This window comes from Nitratireductor sp. OM-1 (assembly GCF_003296175.1).
GTDB classification, from domain to species: domain Bacteria; phylum Pseudomonadota; class Alphaproteobacteria; order Rhizobiales; family Rhizobiaceae; genus Nitratireductor; species Nitratireductor aquimarinus.
Map to the genome: position 1 here is coordinate 1524296 of NZ_CP029208.1, position 18542 is coordinate 1542837.

Annotated in this window: 18 protein-coding genes; 7 read left to right on the forward strand and 11 right to left on the reverse strand. The window is 65.2% G+C overall.

All coding sequences use genetic code 11. The annotated features are described in order from the left end of the window. Positions 1-88 precede the first annotated feature (88 nt). Positions 89-1225, forward strand: coding sequence for a hypothetical protein (locus DEJ54_RS07260; protein WP_113153980.1), 1137 nt, complete (start codon positions 89-91; stop codon positions 1223-1225). A gap of 7 nt (positions 1226-1232) precedes the next feature. Here the strand turns inward: DEJ54_RS07260 and DEJ54_RS07265 are convergent, their stop codons facing one another. Further along, a complete protein-coding gene (locus DEJ54_RS07265) occupies positions 1233-2831 on the reverse strand; it encodes a cisplatin damage response ATP-dependent DNA ligase (RefSeq protein WP_113153981.1) in 1599 nt (532 codons plus the stop codon). Further along, on the reverse strand, positions 2831-3841 hold the full coding sequence (locus DEJ54_RS07270; protein WP_113153982.1) for a ligase-associated DNA damage response exonuclease: 1011 nt from the start codon (positions 3839-3841) through the stop codon (positions 2831-2833). The genes DEJ54_RS07265 and DEJ54_RS07270 overlap by 1 nt, the downstream gene beginning before the upstream one ends. Before the next feature lie 127 nt (positions 3842-3968). Between DEJ54_RS07270 and DEJ54_RS07275 the strand changes: the two genes are divergently transcribed. Next, positions 3969-4943 (forward strand): methyltransferase domain-containing protein, encoded by a 975-nt coding sequence (locus tag DEJ54_RS07275; protein WP_113153983.1) that lies wholly within the window; start codon positions 3969-3971, stop codon positions 4941-4943. A 55-nt stretch (positions 4944-4998) separates the two neighbouring features. Here the strand turns inward: DEJ54_RS07275 and bfr are convergent, their stop codons facing one another. The 9 genes from bfr to phnG all read right to left on the reverse strand — a co-directional run bounded on the left by bfr (position 4999) and on the right by phnG (position 11488). Continuing rightward, positions 4999-5484 carry a bacterioferritin gene (gene bfr / locus DEJ54_RS07280; protein WP_113153984.1) on the reverse strand — a complete coding sequence of 162 codons (486 nt, stop codon included), beginning with the start codon at positions 5482-5484 and terminating at the stop codon, positions 4999-5001. Beyond that, entirely contained in the window at positions 5450-5764 is a 315-nt protein-coding gene (locus tag DEJ54_RS07285) for a (2Fe-2S)-binding protein (protein ID WP_113153985.1), read from the reverse strand. Before DEJ54_RS07285 ends, bfr begins: the two co-directional genes overlap by 35 nt. Before the next feature lie 417 nt (positions 5765-6181). Beyond that, positions 6182-6796: a DapH/DapD/GlmU-related protein gene (locus tag DEJ54_RS07290; protein WP_113153986.1), complete on the reverse strand. Its 615-nt coding sequence runs from the start codon at positions 6794-6796 to the stop codon at positions 6182-6184. Beyond that, positions 6793-7500, reverse strand: a complete 708-nt coding sequence (gene phnL / locus DEJ54_RS07295; protein ID WP_113153987.1) for a phosphonate C-P lyase system protein PhnL — start codon at positions 7498-7500, stop codon at positions 6793-6795. The genes DEJ54_RS07290 and phnL overlap by 4 nt, the downstream gene beginning before the upstream one ends. 2 nt (positions 7501-7502) lie before the next feature. Beyond that, positions 7503-8279, reverse strand: coding sequence for a phosphonate C-P lyase system protein PhnK (gene phnK / locus DEJ54_RS07300; protein WP_113153988.1), 777 nt, complete (start codon positions 8277-8279; stop codon positions 7503-7505). Between the two features lie 127 nt (positions 8280-8406). Beyond that, the gene (locus DEJ54_RS07305) at positions 8407-9294 is read right to left on the reverse strand and encodes an alpha-D-ribose 1-methylphosphonate 5-phosphate C-P-lyase PhnJ (protein ID WP_113153989.1); all 888 of its coding nucleotides are present in this window, start codon (positions 9292-9294) and stop codon (positions 8407-8409) included. After that, positions 9291-10406, reverse strand: coding sequence for a carbon-phosphorus lyase complex subunit PhnI (locus tag DEJ54_RS07310; RefSeq protein WP_113153990.1), 1116 nt, complete (start codon positions 10404-10406; stop codon positions 9291-9293). The genes DEJ54_RS07305 and DEJ54_RS07310 overlap by 4 nt, the downstream gene beginning before the upstream one ends. Before the next feature lie 3 nt (positions 10407-10409). Continuing rightward, on the reverse strand, positions 10410-11021 hold the full coding sequence (phnH, locus tag DEJ54_RS07315) for a phosphonate C-P lyase system protein PhnH (RefSeq protein WP_113153991.1): 612 nt from the start codon (positions 11019-11021) through the stop codon (positions 10410-10412). Then, positions 11021-11488, reverse strand: a complete 468-nt coding sequence (gene phnG, locus DEJ54_RS07320) for a phosphonate C-P lyase system protein PhnG (protein ID WP_113153992.1) — start codon at positions 11486-11488, stop codon at positions 11021-11023. The genes phnH and phnG overlap by 1 nt, the downstream gene beginning before the upstream one ends. A gap of 120 nt (positions 11489-11608) precedes the next feature. On the opposite strand from phnG, the gene phnF reads away from it, so the two are divergent. The 5 genes from phnF (at position 11609) to hrpB (ending at position 18539) form a co-directional block, all read left to right on the forward strand. Then, positions 11609-12373 carry a phosphonate metabolism transcriptional regulator PhnF gene (gene phnF / locus DEJ54_RS07325; RefSeq protein WP_113153993.1) on the forward strand — a complete coding sequence of 255 codons (765 nt, stop codon included), beginning with the start codon at positions 11609-11611 and terminating at the stop codon, positions 12371-12373. Positions 12374-12497: 124 nt separating this feature from the next. Beyond that, on the forward strand, positions 12498-13724 hold the full coding sequence (locus DEJ54_RS07330; RefSeq protein WP_113153994.1) for an ABC transporter substrate-binding protein: 1227 nt from the start codon (positions 12498-12500) through the stop codon (positions 13722-13724). 21 nt (positions 13725-13745) lie between these two features. Beyond that, positions 13746-15425: an ABC transporter permease gene (locus DEJ54_RS07335; RefSeq protein ID WP_113153995.1), complete on the forward strand. Its 1680-nt coding sequence runs from the start codon at positions 13746-13748 to the stop codon at positions 15423-15425. Next, entirely contained in the window at positions 15418-16080 is a 663-nt protein-coding gene (locus DEJ54_RS07340) for an ATP-binding cassette domain-containing protein (protein WP_162742228.1), read from the forward strand. Before DEJ54_RS07335 ends, DEJ54_RS07340 begins: the two co-directional genes overlap by 8 nt. Continuing rightward, complete coding sequence (gene hrpB / locus DEJ54_RS07345) at positions 16080-18539, forward strand: ATP-dependent helicase HrpB (protein ID WP_113153997.1); 2460 nt, start codon at positions 16080-16082, stop codon at positions 18537-18539. Before DEJ54_RS07340 ends, hrpB begins: the two co-directional genes overlap by 1 nt. The last annotated feature ends 3 nt before the right edge of the window (positions 18540-18542 follow it).

The following is an 18542-nucleotide window of genomic DNA, read 5'->3' on the forward strand; positions in this document are numbered from 1 at the left end:
TGGATTGTTCACACCTTGTTATCACCGTTGATTGCATACTCACCAACGGTTAACCATGGGGCAAAGCAGGCAAAGAGGGCAGCCAGCCTTGGACGCAATAGAAAAAGCCATAAGAAAGGCGTTCGAAAAGGGCGACGCAGACAAGCGGTCCTTTCGTGAGAAGGTCTACCGCTCGGCGTTTGCCGCGCTGGAGCGCACGCTTGAGGCACGCGAGGATCTCTCGGACGAGGCGAGACTCGCCCGGCGTGAGAACCTGAAGGCGACGATCACCGAAATCGAAACGGAATTCGTTCCCGCAGCCGCGCCCCGTCGCCCGGCCGCGCCGGAACCCGAAGCGCCACAGCGGCAGGAGCCGAGGCCCGCGCCGCGTCAGGCGCGTTCGTCCGAGGTGGCACCCCAAGTGGCGCCCCAAGTGGCGCCCGGAGTAACGCCGGAGCCGCGTCGCGCACAAGTGCGGCGCGCCGAAAGCGATTTCACGCCGCAGATCGACCGCGCAGACCGGCCTTCCGCACCCGACCAGCCGTCGGATGCGGAAACCAAGCGCCGCATTCGCGCGGCCCTGCCAAGGCAGCGCCGCCCCTACGCCATGCTGTTTCTCGTGGCGACCCTGGTGGCCTTTGTCGCCATGGGGCTCTGGTGGACGTTTTCCAGTGGCATCCTGATGTCCAGCGCCGAACGCGACACCAGCGTTCCCAATCCGCCGCTGGCGCTTGAGGAAGAAGAGTTCTCGACGGGCAGCGACGAGACCACGGGCTCAGCGGGCGCATCGGGCACGAGCCGCGCTGCGGGCGAGTGGATCACCGTGTTCGATCCGACCGACCCGACGACAGTCGCCGCGTCCAATGGCGGCAATGTGGATGTCATGCGCAATGATGACCGGGTGTTCCTGCGCATCAGCACGGCGGGCAATGCCGGCGTCACCTTCGATGTGGGGCAGGGCATTCTCGAAACGCTGGCAGGCCGCAGCGCGATCTTCAGCATCGAGGCGCGTTCGCAGGATGGCGAGGAAACGCAGCTTTCGCTGTCGTGCAATTTCGGCGCGCTCGGCGGTTGCGGACGCACCCGCTATGTGGTCGGCCCCTCACGGGCGGATTATCTGTTCGAGGTCACGCTGCCGGATGAGCGGCCCAATGGCGGCGGCGCCATCACCATCGTTCCCGATGTGACGGGCGGCGGCAAGGCGCTCGACATCTTCGCGATCCGCGCAGCGGTCGCAACGCAGTGACTGCCCGCTAGTCCGCCAAAAGCGCCATAAGGGTTTCCAGCCGGTCGGCCTCGGCCGCCGGCTTGTCCCAGCGCAGGCGCGAGATGCGCGGAAAGCGCATGGCGACGCCCGATTTGTGGCGCGTCGAGCGGTTCAGCCCTTCAAAGGCGACTTCCAGAACGAGGCCATGGCCGGGCTCCGCGCGCACCGAGCGCACGGGGCCGAAACGCTCCACCGTGTTGTCGCGCACATATTTGTCGATCAGCTTCAGTTCTTCATCGGTAAAGCCGAAATAGGCCTTGCCGACCGGCACCAGTTCGGGTGCGTCGTCCGGGCCTCTCCAGACGCCGAATGTATAGTCCGAATAATAGCTCGACCGTTTTCCGTGGCCGCGCTGGGCGTACATCAGGACCGCATCGACGGTGAACGGATCGCGCTTCCATTTGAACCACGGCCCCTTTGGGCGACCCGGCACATAGGTGGAATCGCGCCGTTTCAGCATCACCCCTTCGATGATGGGATGCGGCGGATTGCGGCGCTTTTCCTCAAGCTCCTCCCAGCCTGAAAAGCCGACCATGGGCGAAAGGTCGAACCGGTGTTCTGAAAGCGCCGGCAGTTCGCTTTGCAGAATGGCGCGCCGCTCGGTAAAGGGCAGGGCGCGCAGATCATCATCGCCGATCTGGAGAAGATCGTAGCAGCGCAGAAAAACGGGGTATTCGGCGAGCATCTTCTTCGAGACCGTCTTGCGGTTCAGGCGCTGTTGCAGATCTGAAAACGTGCCGGTTTTGAGGCCCGGATTTCCGACCAGAAGTTCTCCATCCAGCGTCATTTCGGCATCGAATTCCGCCAAAAGATCGGGAAATGCGCCGGAAATATCGTCGCCCGTGCGCGAATAAAGCCGTTTCACACCGTCTTCGCCCGCCGCCTGTACGCGGATGCCGTCCCACTTCCACTCGGCGGCATAGTCGCCCGGATCGAGTTTTTCGAGATCGCCCTCGCCGACCGGGTGGGCGAGCATGACCGGTCGGAACAGCGCTTTTGCTGCGCTGACCGGCTTCCCGGCCCTGCCTTCCAGCCAGGCGAAAAGCGCTTCATAGGGCGGTTCGAGTCCGTGCCAGAGCTCTTCGATCTCGCCCACATCCCTGTCGCCAAAGGCGGCAAGCGCCTGTTTGGCAAGCCGCGCCGAAACGCCGATCCGCAGGCCCCCGGTCGCCAGCTTGATGAGCGCGAAACGGGCGGAAGGGTCGAGCCGGTCGAGCAGGCCTGCAATGACCGTCGGCGCTTCGGCGCGGCCAAGCTTTGCAAGGGATTCGACGATTTCGGAGAGCGCCGGCGGCGGGATCTCGCTGTCGGGGGAGGCGGGCCAGACCAGCGAAATGGTTTCGGCGAGATCGCCCACATAATCGTAGGAATAGGCGAAAAGCACCTCGTCCATGCGCTCCGAAATCAGGGTGCGCAGCATGGCGGGTTTGACCGCCGGAAAATCGAGGCCGCCCGTGAGTGCGGCCAGCGCGTAGCCCCGGTCGGGATCGGGCACGGTGCGGAAGTAATCCGTCAGAAGCCGCAGCTTGCCATTGCGCGACGGGGTGAGGACGAGACGGTCGAGGAGATCGGCGAAACGCTGCATCACTCGGCCTCGTCTTCATAGCCGACAAGGTTGAGCGGACGCGCGACGATGCCGTTCAGCTCGCACCAGCGCACGATGGCTTCTTCGCGCCCATGGGTCACCCACACTTCGCCCGCCTCCGTTTCGCGGATGGTGGCGGTGAGTTCGTTCCAGTCGGCGTGGTCGGACAGGATCAGCGGAAGCTCGACGCCGCGCTGTCTGGCGCGCTGGCGAATGCGCATCCAGCCGGAAGCGAAGACATTGAGCGGGTCGGCGAAACGGCGCGTCCAGCGCTCGCCGAAAACCGAGGGCGGGGCGACGATGATCTGGCCCGCGCCGCGATCGACAATGCCTTCCTCGTCGGTGGCCGGGGCGAGTTTGCCGAGCTTGATGCCCTGACCCTGATAGTAGTTGCAGAGTTTCGCCAGTGCGCCGTGAATGAGGATCGGCGCATCATGACCGGCGGCGCGCAGGAGGCCGATGACGCGCTGCGCCTTGCCGAGCGAATAGGCGCCGACGATGTGGGCGCGCTCGGGGAACTGGGCAAGCGAGGCGGTCAGCCTGCGGATTTCGTTCAGCGGATCGGGATGGACGAAGACGGGGAGCCCGAAGGTCGCTTCGGTGATGAAGACATCGCAGCGCACCGGCTCGAATGGTGCGCAGGTGGCGTCTGGATGGCGCTTGTAGTCGCCGGAGGCGACGATGCGCAGCCCGTTGGCCTCGACCGCGATCTGCGCCGAGCCGAGCACATGGCCTGCGGGGTGAAACGAGACGGTGACACCATCGATGGAAAGCTTCTCGCCATAGGCAAGGGCCTGCCGGCTTTCGGCAAAATCCGCGCCGTAGCGCAGCTCCATGATGTCGAGTGTCTGCCCTGTCGCCAGCACGTGGCGATGGCCCGCGCGGGCGTGGTCGGCATGGCCATGCGTGATGAGCGCCCGCTCCACCGGGCGAACGGGATCGATGTAGAAATCGCCGGGCGGGCAATAAAGCCCTGCCGGACGCGGGTGGAGCAGATCGTGCGGCTTCATGGAACCACAAGATAGGATTTTTTTCTGATGGTGAAAGATATGCTTGTCAGGAGAGATTTCCGGGAGCATAAACGCCCACCGCCCGCGTGGGTCCTGACCCAGGGCACCCCGGAAAAATTCAAACTGTATGAACCCATTCATCTTCACCTCGGGTAACCTCCTGGCCGATCGCCGGGCGGAGTACGCCGAGATGTTGCTGGAAAACGGGGAGTTTGCGGCCGCTGCCAGCCTGATGGGCGAGGCGCTGGAACTCGCGCCGGACTGGATCGCAGGGCATTATCGACATGGCGAAATGCTGGCCGAGGCCGGCGAGATCGCGGCGGCGGTGGACGCCTGGCGCACGGTGCTGCGGCTTGATCGCGAAGACAGGCTGGGCGCAGCGCTCAAGCTTGAGCTGCATGGCGCGCTGGACGGTCTTGAAGCCGCTCCTTCCGCCTTTGTCGAAACGCTGTTCGATCAATATGCCGAAACCTTCGACGCTTCGCTGGTGGACAAGCTTGGCTACCGCGTGCCGCAATTGCTGGAAGAGGCGCTTCTGCGCCTTGGCCGCGACAGCTTTGCCCATGCGGTCGATCTTGGCTGTGGCACCGGCCTCATGGGCGAGCGTCTGCGATCCCGCGTGAGCTTTCTGGAAGGGCTCGATATCTCCGCCGAGATGCTGAAGCGGGCCGGGGGAAAGCACATATACGACCGTCTGGAGCGGGCCGATCTAGCGGCGCTCTCGACCCTGCCGCGCAGGGCCGACCTGGTGACGGCGGCCGATGTGTTCATGTATCTGGGCGCGCTGGAGCGGCTTTTTGCGACGGCGGGCGCGTCGCTTGCGCCGGGAGCGCTCTTCGTCTTCTCGGTCGAACATCACGCGGGGCCGGAGGCAATGGTGCTGCGCGCCTCGCGCCGTTATGCCCATTCCGAGCCGCATCTGCGTGCAGCGCTGGCGGAAGCGGGGTTCGAGCCGGTCCTTTTGGAGAAGGCGGTGATCCGGATGGATCGCGGTGAGCCCATAGAAGGGCTGATCGTGGTGGCGGAGCGAACCGGGGCGGCGCGCAAGCTGGGCGATGCGGCGCTCGTTCCGGGTACAAAACAGCGGCCAAGAGCGCATTGATCACGGGAGTGGAATGGCCGGGAGCGGGTGCTCGACCGGCCATTCCTAAGCCAGATTACTCGGCTTCGTCGGCAGAGCCGGCGTTCAGCTGGCCGTATTTGGCCTCGCCGATGGTCTCAAGAAGCTCAAGCTGGGTTTCGAGGAAGTCGATATGGCCTTCCTCATCGGCCAGAAGCTCTTCAAACAGTTTCATGGATACGTAGTCGCCGGCGGCGTTACAGTCGTCGCGGGCCTCTTTGTACAGCTTGCGGGCATCGTGCTCGCCAGCCAGATCGGCTTCGAGAACCTCTTTGAGGTTCTGGCCGATGCGCAGCGGTCCAACGACCTGCAGGTTGGGATGACCTTCAAGGAAGATGATGCGCTCGACCAGCTTGTCGGCGTGGTGCATCTCCTCGATGGATTCCTCGCGTTCCTTCTTCGCCAGTTTGGTGAAGCCCCAGTCTTCCAGAAGGCGATAGTGCAGCCAGTACTGGTTGACCGCCCCGAGTTCATGGGTGAGGGCTTCGTTAAGCCGCTCGATAACCTTTTTGTCGCCTTTCATTAAACCTGCTCCCGTAGCGCTCGCGCAGGGCGCGAACCTGGTCAAGATATGTCACGACTTCAGCGCCTTCGCTTTCGGCGTGACGGTGGTGGTATTCTTCCGTTACACGGATGATCGTTTCCACCACATTTGGGAAGCAGCCGCAACAGCGACCTCGTTTGGAAAGCGTGTGATAGACCTTGGCCGGCACGATGAGCTGCCAGGGGTCTTCGTCCAGCATCGAAACGATGGTGTCCTCGACCTCTTTCTGGGTGATCAGGTTGCACTGACAGACGAGCATGGCGACGTCAAACGCTCCGTGGCTTTGCAAGGTCAAGCCCACAGGCAAGGGTTGAACCTTCGTGCCGGAGTGTGTCGGAAAACGCGCCCGTATCAGCGAAAGACTGCCGGCAGGTTTTGCGGCAGGCAGGGCTTGCGGGCGACGACAGACGTCCTGCGATCGAAAGGGTTAAAGGCCCCAACACCATGGACGCATCGCGCAGATGCAGGCGCATAGAACACGCGGACGGGCGTTCCTGTCAATAAAAACATGACAATCATATTCAGGGAAAGCTGCGACCCGTTGGCGCGGCGATGAGAGCATCGGACCGGAAAGCGATAACCGGCTTCCGGTTTCCCCGATGCTCCATCAATAAATCGGATATTCTTTTACGCAGTTCCGGACGGAAAACCGGTTCCCGCTTTTCCTGGAATTGCTTTAGCCGCCGTGCTTTTCCAGGAATTCTTCCGCGTTCAGCGAGCGGAAGTCGTCCAGCGCGGCGCGCAGCCGGTCATGGTCCCAGTCCCACCAGGCAAGCGCCTGATAGCGCTCGGCGGTTTTGCGGTCGAAACGCTCGCGGATCGTGCGTGCGGGAACGCCACCGACAATCGTGTAGGGCGCGACATCCTTCGACACGACCGCGCCTGCGCCGATCACCGCGCCATCGCCGACGGTGACGCCAGGCAGGATCGTGCAGCCATGGCCAAGCCATGTGTCGTGACCGATCCGCACCATGTTCTCCCGCCGCCATTCGAAGAACTGGGCGTCATGCTCGGCATCCGGCCAGTAATCGCCGGAGCGGTAGGTGAAATGGTGCAGGGTCGGCCGCCATGTGGGGTGGTTCGTGGCGTTGATGCGCACGGCGGCGGCGATGTTGGAGAACTTGCCGATCTGCGCGCACCAGACGCTGCAGTCCTGCGTCATGTAGGAGTAGTCGCCGAACGCCGTTTCCTGCACGCGGGAGCGCTCGCCGATTTCGGTGTAGCGGCCGAGCGTGGACTCGACGACCTTTGCGGTGGGGTGAATGGCCGGCTTTTCCGATAGCTGTTTCATGCCGCTTTCCTGCCTGGTGCGAAGTCGGTGACGTCGATGATGCGGTCGGCGACGATCTCGCGCACATCCTGATCGTGGAAGATGCCGAGAAGGGCGATGCCCGCCTTCTTCTTCTCGTCGATCATGGAAACCACGATTTCGCGGTTTGCCTTGTCGAGCGAAGCGGTCGGTTCATCAAGCAGCAGAACGGGGTGGTCGGTGATGAAGCCGCGGGCGATGTTCACGCGCTGCTGCTCGCCGCCGGAGAAGGTGGCGGGCGGCAGATCCCACAGGCGCTCGGGCAGGTTGAGGCGTTCGAGCAGCATCTCGGCCCTGCCGCGGGCGGTTTCCAGAACTTCGCCGCGCGCGATGAGCGGTTCGGCCACAACGTCGCGCGCGGAAACGCGCGGCACGGCGCGCAGGAACTGGCTGACATAGCCAATCGTGTCGCGGCGGATGGCGATGACGGTGCGCGGATCGGCGGTGGCGAGGTTCACCAGATTGCCGTCATGGCTGACGATCACCTGACCGGTGTCGATGGCGTAGCTGCCATAGATCATCTTGAGGATGGAGCTCTTGCCGGCGCCCGAGGGGCCGCCAAGCACGGCGCATTCGCCGGCGGAGAGCGAGAAGGAGACATCGGACACCACGGGCAGGCGGATGCCGCCCTGGAGATGCATGGTGAAGCTCTTGCAGACTTCGGAGACGACGAGGGGCGTTGCCATGATCACACCTGCAGGATGGAGGAAACGAGAAGCTGGGTGTAGGGCGCCTGCGGATCGTCGAGCACCCGGTCGGTGAGGCCGCTTTCGACCACGTGACCGTCCTTCATGACGATCATGCGGTGGGAGAGAAGGCGGGCGACCGCGAGGTCGTGGGTAACGACGATGGCGGACAGGCCAAGTTCGTGAACGAGGCCCCGCAGGAGATCGAGCAGGCGGGCCTGCACCGACACGTCGAGACCGCCGGTCGGCTCATCCATGAAGACGAGGCGCGGGCCGGTGACGAGGTTGCGGGCGATCTGCAGGCGCTGGCGCATGCCGCCGGAAAAGGCGCGCGGCTGGTCGTCGATGCGGTCGCTGGAGATCTCCACGCGGCCGAGCCAGTCGGTGGCGGTGGCGCGGATGTCGCCATAGTGGCGCTGGCCCACGGCCATCAGCCGCTCGCCGACATTCGCGCCGGCGGAAACCGTCATGCGCAGACCGTCGGAGGGGTTCTGGTGCACGAAGCCCCAGTCGGTGCGCTTCAGGAAGCGGCGTTCGGCTTCGCTCATGCGGTAGAGGTCGTGGAAGGCCCCGTCGCGCATGCGGTAGGACACGGTGCCGGAGGTCGGCAGGAGGCGGGTGGAGAGGCAGTTCAGGAGGGTGGTCTTGCCGGAGCCGGACTCGCCCACCACAGCCAGAACCTCGCCCGGCCACAGGTCGAAGGAGATGTCGTTGCAGCCGATACGGTTGCCGTAGAATTTCGAGATGGAGCGAACGCGAAGCAGCGGTTCGTCAGTCATTGGATTTCTCCGCGAATTTTCAAAAGTTTGCGCAGCCCCTCATCCGCCTGCCGACGCCTTCTCCCCGCCGACGGGGAGAAGGAGGAGGACCGCGATCCGGGCGCTGTCATCGATGCGCTGTCGTTTCTCACGTTGCAGCCTCTTCGCCGGACAGATGTCCGCGATGGCCTTCGGCGCGGCGCGCCTCGCAATTGTCGGTGTCGGAGCAGACGAACATGCGCCCGCCGCGATCATCGAGAACCACTTCGTCGAGATAGACATCCGTGCCGCCGCACAGCGCGCAGGGCTCATCGAAGGTCTGCACCTCGAAGGGATGATCCTCGAAGTCGAGGCTTTCGACCCGCGTGTAGGGCGGAACGGCATAGATGCGCTTTTCGCGGCCTGCGCCGAAAAGCTGGAGCGCCTTCGACATGTGCATTTTCGGATTGTCGAATTTCGGCGTCGGCGAGGGGTCCATCACGTAACGCCCCTCGACCTTGACCGGGTAGGCGAAGGTGGTGGCGATGTGGCCGTGCTGGGCGATGTCCTCGTAGAGCTTCACATGCATGAGGCCGTATTCCTCAAGCGCATGCATCTTGCGCGTCTCGGTCTCGCGTGGCTCGAGGAAGCGCAGTGGCTCGGGAATGGGCACCTGATAGACGAGCACCTGACCGGCATTCAGCGGTTCCTCGGGGATGCGGTGGCGCGTCTGGATGATGGTGGCGTCGGCGGTGTGGGTGGTTACCTCCACATTGGCGACCTTCTGGAAGAAGGCGCGGATGGAGACGGCATTGGTGGTGTCATCCGCGCCCTGGTCGATGACCTTGAGCACATCGTCGGTTCCGATCACGGATGCGGTGACCTGCACGCCGCCGGTGCCCCAGCCATAGGGCATTGGCATTTCGCGGCTGGCGAAGGGCACCTGATAGCCGGGAATGGCGATGGCCTTGAGGATCGCGCGGCGGATCATGCGCTTCGTCTGCTCGTCCAGATAGGCGAAATTGTACTGGGCGATGTTGTCGGTGTGGGCGTTCATTCGGCGGCCTCCCGGCGCTCGGTGTCTGCGGCTGCGCCCTCGCGGCGCTCCTCGTATTCGCGGCGCATCTGGCGGACCAGACCGAGCTCGGCCTGGAAGTCGACATAGTGCGGCAGCTTCAGGTGCTCGACGAAGCCGGTCGCCTGCACGTTGTCACAGTGCGAAATGACGAACTCCTCGTCCTGCGCCGGTGCGGTGATGTCTTCATCCAGCTCGTTGGCGCGCAGCGCCCGGTCGCACAGCGACATGGCCATGGCCTTGCGTTCCGACTGGCCGAACACCAGCCCGTAGCCGCGGGTGAACTGCGGCGGCACTTTCTGCGAGCCCTTGAACTGGTTGACCATCTGGCACTCGGTGACGCGGATGCGGCCGAGCGTGAGCGGGAAATCGAGTTCCGGCACGTCGATCTCCACATCCACCTCGCCAATGCGGATCTCGCCGGCGAAGGGGTGGTTGCGGCCATAGCCGCGCTGGGTGGAATAGCCGAGCGCCAGAAGGAACCCCTCGTCGCCACGCGACAGGGCCTGAAGGCGCTGGTCGCGCTCCATGGGAAACTCCGGCGGCTCGCGGGTGATGTCGCCGGGCTCGCGGTCTTCCGGCAGGGAGCCGTCTTCCTCGATCAGGCCTTCATTGGCGAGAATGTCGGACACGCGGGGCATGGCTTCTTCGGCCTCGCTGCGCGCCTCGGGCGCTGCCGGTTCGGCGTCCTCGGCCAGTTCCGGGTCAAGCAGACGGTGCGTGTAGTCGAAGGTGGGGCCGAGAAGCTGCCCGCCGGGCAGATCCTTGTAGGTGGCGGAGACGCGCCGCTCGACCAGCATCGCCGCCGTGTCGACGGGGCGCGTATAGCCGAAGCGCGGCAGGGTGGTGCGGTAGGCGCGCAGAAGGAAGATCGCCTCGATCATGTCGCCGCGCGCCTGCTTGACGGCAAGTGCCGCGAGGCCGGTGTCGTAAAGCGAGCCTTCGGACATGACGCGGTCGACGGCAAGCGAAAGCTGGCTGGCGATCTGTTCGAGCGTGATGGCGGGCAGGTTGCGGTCGCCGCGGCGACGGTCGGCCAGAAGCCGGTGCGCGTTCTGGATGGCGGCTTCGCCGCCCTTGACGGCTACATACATGGCTCAGGCCTCCTGGCTGGTGATGCGGGTGGAGCGGGGCAGGGCCGCAAGGCCCTCACGGCTGACCAGGATCAGGTCGATGCCGCGCGGAAAGCGGGCGTGGTTCTGCGCCCACTGGCGGGTGAAGTGACGCGGCATGGGACGGGGTGCGAGGCGCGCCTCGCTTTCGATGCCGGGGCCGTCGAGAACCAGTTCCTCGCCGCCCGAAAGATCGCTCACCTGAAGAACGAGCGTTGCCGAACGGTCGGGATATTCCTGCGAGCCCTGGGCGAAGTTCTCCAGCCCGATCAGGTGTTCGGGATCGGCCGCCAGGATGAAATGCGCATCGGCCGGCGTGTTGGCGAGCGGCGCGCCGGTGTGGAAGGCGAGCCAGGCGCGCACCGCCTCGTCGCCCGCAAGCGCGGGGTCAAGCCAGATCGGCGTGTCCTGATCGCAAAGCGCCAGCGCGACGGCTGCGGCCTCCGGCGTCAGCGGTGCGGGCGGCTTGGCGAGCGCAATGCCCTTATGGATCGTGCCGGGCTCGGCCATGGCCTGCATGACGGCGCGGAAAATGGTCTGGGCGTCGAAGACCGGGTTCTGGAAACCGCCTTCGATGGCGATGGAATCGAGCGTCATCAGTCCTCTCCGCGAACCATGGTGAAGAAGTCGACCTTGGTGGCCGCCGTTTCGGCGCGACGGGTCGCGTCGGCCTCGATGCGGCGGGCGCGCAGCGGCGCGAGGATCTTCTCCTCGATCCGGGCTTCAAGGTCAGGTTGCTGGCGCAACGCGTCGATGAGGGCGGCAACCCGCACCTTCATTTTCTCGCGGCCAAGCGCATAGGCGTGGCCAACCTCGCCGCCGGGAAGCTTGACGGTGGCGCGCGTGACGGTGGCTTCGCCGAAGTTGAACGGCGCGCCGCCGCCGCCCATGCGGCCGCGAACGGTCACAAGGCCGGTTTCAGGTCCGCGCAGCGTTTCGGCCTCGTCGGGCAGCCCGGCTTCGTTCCAGAGCTGCATGAGATCGGCGCCGCTCGCCATGGCCAGCACCGCCATCGCTTCGCGCCGCCGCTCGGTGACCGCCTGTCTTTCCTGTCGTGAGACCATGATGTCTCCTTCCTCGTTCGCCAATTTGTCTATTGTTCTAGACAACCAAACATATTATGGGTTTTGCCTAACGGGTGTCCATGACGCGTTGATGACAGCGCAGCCGGGGAGAACGGGATTTTGGCGCAGGCGAAGAAAAAGGAAGCGGTGATCGAGCGGCGCAGCGGCGTTGCGCTCTGGCGGCAGATCGCCGACCGCATGCGGCGCGAGATCGGTGAAGGTCTTCTGGGGCAGGGAGGGCGCATGCCACCGGAAGTGGCGCTTGCGGAGCGCTTTGGCGTCAACCGGCACACGGTGCGCACGGCGATTGCGGCGCTTGTGCAGGAAGGCGTTTTACGCGCAGAGCAGGGGCGCGGCACCTTTATCGAGGGACGCAGGCGGCTGGCCTATCCCATCCGCAGCCGTACGCGTTTTTCGGAAGGGCTGGCGGGGCAGTCGCGCGGGCTCGCCGCCGATCTGCTCGATCATGCGGTGGAGCCCGCGAGCCTTGATGTTGCAAAGGCGTTGTGTCTTTCGCCCGGCGCGCCGGTGATCCGGCTGGAGACGCTTTCGCATGCCGATGGACGGCCCGTTTCCCGCGCCCGTGGCTGGTTCGACGCAGAGCGGTTTGCGGGCATGGCGGAAATTTTTTCGCGAACGCGCTCGATCACGGCCTCGTTCCGGGAACTGGGCCTTGCCGATTATCTGCGCCACAGCACCACTGTAACAGCCCGGCACGCAGAAGCGGGCGATCTGAAAGACCTGCAGCTTTCGCCCGGCGCGATCGTTCTGGTGACCATTGCCATCAATGTGGATGCGCAGGGACAGCCCGTGCAGTATTCCGAGACCCGTTTTGCCGCCGACCGTATCGAGTTACACATTCCCGGCGCGGACGAGACCGGCTGAGAGCGCCCATCACCCACAACTCACCGCGAAGTGACCGCAACGCGAGGTGGTTTGCGTTGATTTGATCCGCCCTGACGTGCTCTATCCCAACGGGTTTCAAACAAGGGCAACAAAGGGGTTTCGCTTGCGCGCACTGCTATTCTCGACTGCACTTCTGGCCATTGGCGCGGTTTCAGCCGCCGCCGATACGACGCAGCCCGATCCCTCGAACTGGGATGCGGTTCTGAAGGATGCGCGTGGCGAAACGGTCTATTTCAACGCCTGGGGCGGTTCGCAGAACATCAACGATTACATCGAGTGGGCGGGTGACGCGCTGAAAGAACGCTACGGCGTGACGCTCAGACATGTGAAGCTTGAGGATACCGCAAGCGCGGTCGCCACCGTGGTGGCGGAAAAGGCTGCCGGTCGCGATGCGGGCGGCACGGTCGATCTCATCTGGATCAATGGCGAGAACTTCGCCGCCATGAAGCAGCAGGGGCTGATCCTCTCGCCGGGCTGGGCGGAAAAACTGCCCAACTGGGCCTTTGTGGATGTCGAGAACAAGCCGACCATCCGCACCGACTTCACCGTGCCGGTGGAAGGGCTGGAAAGCCCGTGGGGCATGGCGAAACTCGTCTTCTTCTACGACACCGCGCGCATCCATGTGGAAGACCTGCCGCAGGATGCCGACGGGCTGTTGAAATGGGCGCAGGAAAACCCCGGCCGCTTCTCCTATCCGCAGCCGCCGGATTTCATCGGCTCTTCCTTCCTGAAGCAGGTTCTGGCCGAAACGGTCGAAGACCCGGCAGTGTTGCAAAAACCGGTCGATGAAGATGCGTTCGATCAGGTGGCAAAGCCGCTTTTCGACTATCTCGATGCGCTGAACCCGGCCATGTGGCGCTCCGGCCGTGCCTATCCGCAGAATTACCCGGCGATGAAGCAGCTTCTGGCCGATTCCGAACTCGACATCATCTTCGCCTTCAATCCGGCTGAAGCCTCGAACGCCATTGCCAATGGCGAGCTGCCGGACACGGTGCGTTCCTTCACCTTTCCCGGCGGCACGCTGGCCAACACCCACTTCCTGACCATCCCCTACAATGCTTCGGCGAAGGCGGGGGCGCTGGTGGTTGCCAATTTCCTGATGTCGCCCGAAGCGCAGGCGCGCAAGCAGGATCCAGCCATCTGGGGCGATCCGACGGTGCTCGCGCTCGACAGGCTGGATGTGGATGACCGCGCCCGCTTCGACGCCATCGATCTCGGCGTCGCAACGCTGCGGCCCGACGAACTCGGCCCGGCGCTGGACGAGCCGCATCCGAGCTGGATGGAGCGCATCGAAACCGAGTGGAAACGGCGCTATGGGGTTGGAAATTAGCCAAGGCATGGGACCAGCCTGATGCTGACGCGCCTCGGTCCCTTTCTCGCCATCGGGCTTCTGACCGTTCCGGTCGCGTTCGGGCTGGCCGGCACTTTGTTGCCGGCCTTCGGCTATCTGCCGGCGCTGGGTGGCATGGAGTTCGGGCTTGCGCCCTTCGCCATGCTGTTTTCCGAGCCGGCCATTTTCATGTCGGCGCTGATGAGCCTCTTCAGCGGGCTTGCGACGGCGGCGATCTCGCTTGCGGTGGTGATGCTTTTCACCGCCGCCTGGGGCGGCACGCAGCTCTTTGCACGCATCCAGCATCTGATTTCGCCGCTGCTTTCCGTGCCGCACGCGGCCAGCGCCTTCGCGCTCGCCTTTCTCATTGCGCCGTCGGGCATGATCGCGCGGCTGATCTCACCGGGGTTGACCGGCTGGGAGCGCCCGCCCGACCTCCTGATCGTGCATGATCCGTTCGGCCTGTCGATGATGGCGGGCCTGATCGTGAAGGAAATTCCGTTCCTGCTTCTCGTCACGCTGGCCGCACTGCCGCAGGTGAAGCCGGCGCGCATGCGGGCACTCATTGCATCAATGGGATATGGGCGCATCTCCGGTTTCGTGTTCGGCCTCTGGCCGTCGATCTATCCGCAGATCCGTCTGCCCGTTTTCGCGGTCATCGCCTTTGCCACATCGGTGGTGGATGTGGCCGCCATTCTGGGCCCGACCACGCCCGCGCCGCTGGCGGTTCGGCTGGTCGACTGGATGAACGATCCCGACCTCTCCATGCGCTTTCTGGCGTCGGCGGGGGCGGTGCTTCAACTGGGCGTCACAGCCGCCGCAATCCTGATCTGGATCGGCTTCGAGAAGCTCGGCGCGCGGCTGCGCGACCGGTTTTCCTGCGCCGGGCGGCGCTTTCGGCGCGACAGTGTTCTGCGCTGGGGCGCGCTGGCCGCGATGCTTGTGTCTGCCGGCGCAATCTTTGCCGGGCTTGTGGCGCTCGGCCTGTGGTCGGTGGCGGGCCTGTGGCAATATCCCGACCTGCTGCCGGCGCGCTTCGATCTGCGCAACTGGATGCGGGTTCTGCCCAATCTGGTGGCGCCGCTGGCAACCACGCTGTTCGTGGCGTTCATTTCCACATCCGTTGCGGCGGTGATCGCCATATTGTGTTTCGTGCGGGAGGATGAGATGGGGCGTCCGCCGGGGCGGGGCGCGCTGGCGCTTCTCTATCTGCCGCTTCTGGTGCCGCAGGTGGCGTTCCTGTTCGGGCTCCAGCTTCTCTTCATCCTGACCGGTGTGGAGGCGACGCTGGCGGCGCTCGTCTTCGCGCATCTCGTCTTCGTGTTGCCCTATGCCTGGCTCGCCCTGAAAGATCCCTGGCGGGCCTTTGACCGGCGCTACGACCAGATTGCGGCGGGGCTGGGCAAGGGGCCGGTGCGGCGGTTCTTCCAGATCCGCCTGCCGATGCTGGCGCGGCCGCTTCTTGCCGTTGCGGCCATCGGCTTTTCGGTGTCGGTGGGGCTCTATCTGCCCACGGTTTTGATCGGCGCGGGGCGGCTGACGACCATCACCACGGAGGCGGTGGCGCTCGCCTCGGGTGGCAATCGCCGCGTGATCGGCATCTATGCCTTCATGCAGATGGTGCTGCCGGCCGCCGGCTTTGCCGTTGCCACAATCGTACCGGCGCTGATATTCCGCCGGTATCGCGACATGCATGTTTGAACGGACACGGGATTTGACGGAAGCCGGACTCTTCATCGACCGGGTGACGATTGCGCTTGAAGGGCGCGAGATCGTTTCGCTGACCAGACGGGTTGCGCCCGGCGGGGTGCTGACGGTCATGGGGCCGTCGGGTGCGGGAAAATCCACGCTGCTCGCCTATATTGGCGGGTTTCTCGATCCGGTGTTTTCGGCGCGCGGCAGGGTTTTCGTCGATGGAACCGAGGTAACGGCGCTGAAGCCTGAAGACCGGCATGTGGGCGTGCTTTTTCAGGATCCGCTTCTGTTTCCGCATATGAGTGTGGGCGGCAATCTGATGTTCGCGCTGCCTGAGGCGGTGCGCGGCCGCGCGGCGCGGGCGGAGCGTGTCGCACAGGCGCTTGAGGGCGTGGGCCTTGCGGGGCTTGAGACGCGCGATCCGGCAACGCTGTCGGGCGGGCAGAAGGCGCGGGTGGCGCTGGCGCGTGTGCTGGCCTCTTCGCCGCGCGCCCTGCTTCTGGATGAGCCCTTTTCCAAGCTTGATGCTGAATTGCGTGCACAGACCCGCGAACTGGTCTTCTCCAAGGCGTGCGATAGCGGGCTGCCGGTGCTTCTGGTGACGCATGACGAGGCCGACGCGGAGGCCGCCGGCGGCGACATCGTGCGGATTGGCGCGTGATGGAGAGACTGAAACTCCCCGATCTTCCGGTAACGGAAGTGCTGCCGGCGCTGAGCGCGGCGCTGGAGACGCAGGGCAAGGCGGTGCTGGTCGCACCGCCGGGAGCGGGCAAGACGACGCTTGCGCCGCTCGCACTTCTGGACGCCGAATGGGCGTCGCGCGGGCGCATCGTGCTTCTGGAGCCGCGCCGGCTCGCCGCGCGGGCTGCGGCCCGGCGCATGGCGGCGATCCTTGGCGAGGAGCCGGGCGAGACAGTGGGTTACGCCATGCGCATGGAGCGGAAGGTCTCCGCCAGAACGCGCATTCTCGTGGTGACGGAAGGTGTTCTCGCGCGCATGATCGTCGATGATCCGGAGCTTTCCGGCATCGCGGCGGTGCTGTTTGACGAGTTTCACGAACGCTCGCTTGATGGCGATTTCGCGCTGGCGCTGGCGCTTGATGCGCAGGCCGCATTGCGGCCGGACCTGCGGCTTCTGGTGATGTCGGCCACGCTCGATGGCGCGCGGGTGGCGGCGCTTCTTGGCGATGCGCCGGTGATCGAAAGCGAGGGGCGGAGCTTTCCCGTCGAGCTGCGCCATGCGGAACGGCCCGCCGGCGAGGCCATCGAGGAAACGATGGCGCGGGCGGTGCGCACGGTTCTGGCGGAGGAGGAGGGCAGCGTGCTCGCCTTCCTGCCCGGTCAGCGCGAGATCGAGCGAACGGCGGAGCGTCTTGCCGAACGGCTGCCCGCCGATGTGGACATCACGCCGCTTTATGGCGGTCTCGACGGGCGGGCGCAGGATGCGGCCATCCGCCCGGCGGATGCGGGGCGGCGCAAGGTGGTTCTGGCGACGGCCATTGCGGAAACCTCGGTTACCATTGACGGTGTGCGCGTGGTGATCGACAGCGGCCTGTCGCGGCTGCCGAAATTCGAGCCCTCAACGGGTCTGACGCGGCTTGAAACGGTGCGCGTCTCGCGTGCTTCCGCCGATCAGCGGGCGGGCCGCGCGGGGCGCACCGCGCCGGGCATTGCGCTTCGGCTCTGGCGGGCGGAACAGACGGCGGCGCTGCCCGCCTTCACGCCGCCGGAAATTCTGGAGGCGGATCTGTCGGGCCTGTTGCTCGACTGCGCTGCCTTCGGTGTGAGCGATCCGGCTTCTCTTTCCTTTCTGGACGCGCCGCCGGCTGCGGCGGTTGCCGAGGCGCGCGGCCTCTTGCAGCGGCTTGAGGCGCTGGACGAGGCGGGGCGGCTGACGGCGGCGGGCGAAGCGATGCGCAGGCTCGCCCTGCCGGTGCGCCTGGCGCATATGGTTGCGCGCGCGGCGGAAGATGGACACGCGCTGGCCGCAGCCGAACTCGCCGTTCTCCTGTCGGAGCGCGGGCTGGGTGGCCGGTCTGCCGATCTGGACGACCGGTTGCAGCGCTTCCGCAGGGAGCGGGGTGCGCGGGCGGAGCAGGCGCGCCGACTGGCCGCGCGGCTTGCCAAGGCGGCCGGCGGCGAACGCGCCGGCGATGCGCCGCATGCGGGCGCTCTGCTCATCAACGCCTGGCCCGACCGCGTTGCAAAGGCGCGGGGCGCACATGGGCATTTCGTCATGGCGAATGGTCGTGGCGGCGTGCTTGCCCCGGAGGAGCGGCTTGCCGGCAGCGCCTTTCTGGTCGTCGCCGATCTGCAGGGGCGGGCGCAGAATGCGCGCATCGCCTCGGCAGCGGCGATTGACGAAGAAGAGATCGTGGCGGCACTCGGACATCTGATCGAGGAGGTTACCGAGACACGCTTTGACCGGAGCGCGGGCACGCTCAGGCAACGACGGGTGCGCCGGCTGGGCGCGCTGGTGCTGGCCGAGCAGGTTTTGCCGCCGCCATCGGGCGCTGCCGCCGACCGCGCGGTGATCGACGCCGTTCGGGCAAACGGGCTGTCGCTCCTACCATGGGACAGGGAGGCGAAGGCGCTTCGGGGCAAGCTTGCCTGGCTTCATGCGGCGAAGGGCGATCCATGGCCGGACATGTCCGACGAGGCGCTTCTCGACCGGCTGGATGAGTGGCTTCTGCCCTTTCTCACCGGCGAGGCGTCGCTTTCCAGACTGGCGCCGCACATCCTGCGCGAAGGGCTGACTGCATTGGTGCCGCACGAGTTTCAAAGGCGCATCGGCAGGATGGCGCCCAGCCATTACGACGCGCCTTCGGGCAGCCATGTGCCCATTCGCTACGAGGCGGAGGGGCCGGTTCTGGCGATCCGCGTGCAGGAGCTTTTCGGTCTGACCGAACACCCGACGGTGGCCGATGGCATTCCGCTCAAGCTGGAGCTTCTGTCGCCGGCGCACCGGCCAATCCAGACCACGCGGGATCTGCCGGGCTTCTGGGCCGGATCGTGGGCGGATGTGCGCGCCGACATGCGCGGGCGCTACCCCAAGCATGTCTGGCCGGAAGATCCGGCGAACGCAGCCGCGACACATCGCGCCAAACCGCGCAAAAAATAATTC